General features: G+C 54.3%; 7 protein-coding genes. All 7 read left to right on the top strand.

The window, feature by feature from the left end; translation table 11 throughout:
• Nucleotides 1-5 precede the first annotated feature (5 nt).
• The 7 genes from ABF824_RS15890 (at nucleotide 6) to ABF824_RS15860 (ending at nucleotide 3,638) form a co-directional block, all read left to right on the top strand.
• Nucleotides 6-167, top strand: a complete 162-nt coding sequence (locus ABF824_RS15890; RefSeq protein WP_415489934.1) for a WGR domain-containing protein — start codon at nucleotides 6-8, stop codon at nucleotides 165-167.
• A complete protein-coding gene (locus ABF824_RS15885) occupies nucleotides 164-799 on the top strand; it encodes a tyrosine-type recombinase/integrase (protein WP_415489933.1) in 636 nt (211 codons plus the stop codon). Before ABF824_RS15890 ends, ABF824_RS15885 begins: the two co-directional genes overlap by 4 nt.
• Before the next feature lie 100 nt (nucleotides 800-899).
• Complete coding sequence (locus ABF824_RS15880) at nucleotides 900-1,142, top strand: ribbon-helix-helix domain-containing protein (protein WP_415489932.1); 243 nt, start codon at nucleotides 900-902, stop codon at nucleotides 1,140-1,142.
• Between the two features lie 3 nt (nucleotides 1,143-1,145).
• Nucleotides 1,146-1,565 carry a putative toxin-antitoxin system toxin component, PIN family gene (locus ABF824_RS15875; RefSeq protein WP_007396268.1) on the top strand — a complete coding sequence of 140 codons (420 nt, stop codon included), beginning with the start codon at nucleotides 1,146-1,148 and terminating at the stop codon, nucleotides 1,563-1,565.
• Nucleotides 1,566-1,720: 155 nt separating this feature from the next.
• Nucleotides 1,721-2,374: a ParA family protein gene (locus tag ABF824_RS15870; protein ID WP_062247395.1), complete on the top strand. Its 654-nt coding sequence runs from the start codon at nucleotides 1,721-1,723 to the stop codon at nucleotides 2,372-2,374.
• Nucleotides 2,371-2,691, top strand: coding sequence for a hypothetical protein (locus ABF824_RS15865; protein ID WP_202795770.1), 321 nt, complete (start codon nucleotides 2,371-2,373; stop codon nucleotides 2,689-2,691). The genes ABF824_RS15870 and ABF824_RS15865 overlap by 4 nt, the downstream gene beginning before the upstream one ends.
• Nucleotides 2,688-3,638 (top strand): replication initiator protein A, encoded by a 951-nt coding sequence (locus ABF824_RS15860; RefSeq protein WP_415489931.1) that lies wholly within the window; start codon nucleotides 2,688-2,690, stop codon nucleotides 3,636-3,638. The genes ABF824_RS15865 and ABF824_RS15860 overlap by 4 nt, the downstream gene beginning before the upstream one ends.
• Nucleotides 3,639-3,920: the final 282 nt, after the last annotated feature.

Genomic DNA, 3,920 nt, shown 5'->3' with positions numbered 1-3,920 from the left:
CCGACCTGTTCGGCGGTACCGCCCTGGTGCGGCAGTGGGGGCGGATCGGGACGGCTGGCCGGCAGGTCTGCGAACTGCATCATGATGCCGGGCAGGCGCTCGATGCCCTCGCCCGCCAGCTTCGGGCCAAGCGCCGGCGGGGCTATCGCGACAGGACGGCCGGATGAGCGGCACCCGAAAACCGGGACAGCGGGCGATTCCGGCAGGCGCCTCTGGCGGGATGCCGCTGTTCGACCGCGACGGGAGCCGCAAATACCTCACGGTCGCCGAGCGGGCACGGTTCCTGCGCGCGGCCGAGCAGGCGCCGCGCGAGGCCCGCACGCTGTGCATGACCCTGGCCTGGTCAGGCTGCCGCCTGTCCGAGGCCCTTGCCCTCACGGCGGACCGGGTGGACCTGGCCGGGGGCGTGCTGGTGTTCGCCACGCTCAAGAAGCGCCAGGACGGGGTCTATCGCGCCGTGCCGGCGCCCCCCTCCCTCCTCGAGGCCTTGGATCTGGTGCATGGCATCCGCGAGGCCCAGCGCCGGCGGGGCCATGGCGCGGCCGCCCGGCTGTGGCCCTGGTCCCGCATGACCGGCTGGCGGGCGGTGCACGCGGTCATGGACGCCGCCGGCCTGTCCGGCCCGGCCGCGTCCCCCAAGGGCCTGCGCCATGCCTTCGGCGTCGCCGCCGTCTCCAGCGGTATCCCCCTCAACATGGTGCAGAAATGGCTCGGTCATGCCCAGCTCTCCACCACCGCCATCTATGCCGATGCCGTCGGCGCCGAGGAGCAGGATATCGCACGGAAAATGTGGGGGTAATGCATTTTGTGAAGATGAAATCGGATTGCACAGATATATATAGGCGCTTATCATGATAAGCGTATAAGACCTTATATGGAGATATGATATGTCTACTGATATGACTCGTTGGACGGTTTCAGTCTCCCGCGAAACCGACATCACCGTACGTAGTTTCCTGGCGCAGCGCGGCATGAAGAAAGGCGACTTGTCTCGCTTCATCGAGGAGGCGGTGCGCTGGCGTGTGTTCGACAGGACAATGGCAGAAGCCCGGAGTGGGTTCGCAGATATGGAGCCGGACGCCCTAGAGGACCTGATCGGCGAGGCCGTGACCGCTACGCGGGCAATGGACAGGGCCAGCTAAGGCGTGCGTCTAGTCATCGATACCAATCTTCTCATCAGTGCCTTGCTTTCTGAAAAATCCCTGCCAGCGCATCTGCTCGGGCTATGGCGGGCAGGACAATTCGATCTGCTGACGTCTACCGAGCAGCTAGATGAATTGCGGCGCGTGACACGGTATCCCAAGATCCGTTCCCGTCTGCCGCCCACCCTCGCCGGCCGTCTGGTCAATGAAGTCCGGGATCTGGCTGTTCTCATTGTCAATCTTCCTGCTGTGGCAGTCTCTCCGGATCCGGATGACGATTATCTTTTGGCGATGGCATCTGCTGGAAAAGCCGATTTTCTGTTAACGGGCGACAAGCGCGATATTCTGGACCTGCGGGTCTATGATGGTGTGAAGATCATCACAGTAAGAGCATTTCTGGTCATGCAGGGGATCATGCCGTGAGTGTGGCTGATGGTTCTATCCCAGCAGAAGCCGAGTGCATTAGGATGCGATATAAATTCTAAGCGAATATGCAACTAAGCGACTATGCGATTAAAGTTGTTTGCTACTAAACGAATAAGCTATATAAAAAGCATAGTCGCTTAGTAGGAGACATCATGCAGACTTGGGCCGTGATTGCGCAGAAAGGTGGGCAGTCGAAAACGACGATTGCAACGGCTTTTGCTGTCGAAGCCGCCAGTGAAGGCGCAGCGGTTGTGATTCTTGATGCTGACGATCGGCAAGGATCAGCTCTCTATTGGTCTGAGAGACGAGAGGCTGATGACGTAATGGTGAAAGATAGCAGTGTCGCAGGATTGCCTTTGCATGTTTCGCGAGGACGTAAGAGTGGAAAGCTGGATCTCATCATCATTGATACGCCAGCAAACTCAAAAGACATTGCTATGTTGGCGGCAGAACAAGCTGACTTTGTAGTGATCCCAGTCGCTCCGCGTGGGTTGGATGTTCATTCTGTGCTGCAAACCATAAAGCAGGTTCAGCAAGCAGGAACACCTTTTGCTGTGATCCTCACCCAGGTTCCTTACCAAGGTTCAGAAGGGAAAGATGCTCGAGCGGGCTTCATCGCTAAAGGCGTCACTATGTTCGATACAGAACTTCATTTTCGTAAGGATTTTTATAGAGCAACACCGATTGGGAAAACCGCTGCCGAATTGGATCCAGATGGTAAGGCCGCAGCTGAACTACGCTCTGCTTATGCTGAGGCTAAGCGACTAAGCGGTTATGCGAATAAACCATTAAGCGAGATAGTATGATGGTGAAACCCAAGAAAGCATCGGCATTAGCCGGCATTTTTGAGGAAGAAAGTGCCCCTATATCTCCGACGGTTGTAGCGGAAAATGTGCCTAAAGAGGCTACTATCCGATCACCTCTTGATGGGAACGCACCTTCGCCACGCAAGAAAAATAGTCATCCTGGCAAAAAACCGGTTTTGATCCATATCCCAGAGGATATGCACCGTACACTCCGTCAACTGAGTGTAGAGGAAGGTGGAGAACCTTTGACGGTCATTACCGAGCGTTTATTGCGCCAATATCTGGTGCAGCGAGGGCATACTAGGTTTGCACCATGAGTAAACGGCGTGATCCGAACCCCGAGTTCGACTTTTTTATTCCGTTAATGAATGAGCTTCCGTTGAAAGATCAGCGGGAAGTGATGGAGCGGCCATTTTTCTCACTTCAGAAACGTAAACGTCTTAAGCCAATTGAATATCGCAGTCCAAATGGCGAAGCATGGGTGAAAGTTGAAGCCATGCCAGCTTATGGCATGGCGACAATATGGGATGCCGACATTCTTGTGTGGGCTGCTTCCGTATTAAATCGGATGAAAGAGCAGGGGATCAATGATCTTCCGCGAACGCTTACAACAACAACCTATGATTTGTTGCGCGGCATTCGACGGGGAACAGGGGGACGTGCTTATCAGGAATTGCAAGCTGCTCTTTCGCGTCTAGAAACAACATCCATCCGTACATCATTACGGGCACCTAAGCGCCGTAATGAGGCTCAGTTTGGATGGCTGGATGGATGGACGCTGGAAGTAGATCCAGACACAGATCAGCCGCGTGGAATGACGATCACCCTATCAAACTGGGTTTATGAAGGCATTGTAAGTGAGCGATCCTTGCTGACAATGCATCAGGATTATTTTCTTTTATCTGGTGGATTAGAGCGGGCCCTCTATCGGATCGCACGTAAACATGCTGGTCAGCAGAGAGGTGGGTGGATATGCCGTGTCGAGGTGCTGCATGAAAAAACAGGTAGCGATGCGCAGCCTAAAGAATTTAATCGTATGCTACGGAAGATCATCGAAGCAGACCAACTTCCTGATTACACCATGTCGTTGACTCAGACTGTTGAAGGCACACCGGCAGTGATGTTTCAGTTGCGAGGTATTGAGGCAGCGACTGAGCTGCATAGGAAGCTCGAAAAAGAAAGAGAGCGCGTAGAAGCAGATCGTCGGCGTGCTGAAGAGGTGGATGGGTTGATGGATCGTTTGTCACGAGGGCGGCCTCGTTAAACTATCGTGGTTTCACCCACCCAATGAGCTCTCTCTGTAGTCAAAATGAGAGTTACTACGACTCGAAACCACTTAAGCTATAGGGAATGCTGCGTTTTCCTGTGGATAAGTATGGTTAACTGTCGTGGTTTCACCCACCCAAGCATCGTGGTTTCACCCACCCAAGCATCGTGGTTTCACCCACCCAAACACGTGGTTTCACCCACCGCCCATAACCGTAACAGACTGTTATCAATCGTGTTTTCATAGGCTTTTTAGTGCTTAACTCTTTTAACTATATAT

Source organism: Acetobacter sp. (assembly GCF_047721705.1).
GTDB lineage: Bacteria > Pseudomonadota > Alphaproteobacteria > Acetobacterales > Acetobacteraceae > Acetobacter.
The sequence above is the reverse complement of the archived record's forward strand: the minus strand, read 5'-3'. Positions and strand labels throughout refer to the sequence as shown.

What these genes read in the sequence shown, in the direction of transcription:
- ABF824_RS15885 (WP_415489933.1), top strand. Translation starts at nt 164, where the DNA reads ATGAGCGGCACCCGAAAACCGGGACAGCGGGCGATTCCGGCAGGCGCC.
- ABF824_RS15880 (WP_415489932.1), top strand. Translation starts at nt 900, where the DNA reads ATGACTCGTTGGACGGTTTCAGTCTCCCGCGAAACCGACATCACCGTA.
- ABF824_RS15870 (WP_062247395.1), top strand. Translation starts at nt 1,721, where the DNA reads ATGCAGACTTGGGCCGTGATTGCGCAGAAAGGTGGGCAGTCGAAAACG.
- ABF824_RS15865 (WP_202795770.1), top strand. Translation starts at nt 2,371, where the DNA reads ATGATGGTGAAACCCAAGAAAGCATCGGCATTAGCCGGCATTTTTGAG.
- ABF824_RS15860 (WP_415489931.1), top strand. Translation starts at nt 2,688, where the DNA reads ATGAGTAAACGGCGTGATCCGAACCCCGAGTTCGACTTTTTTATTCCG.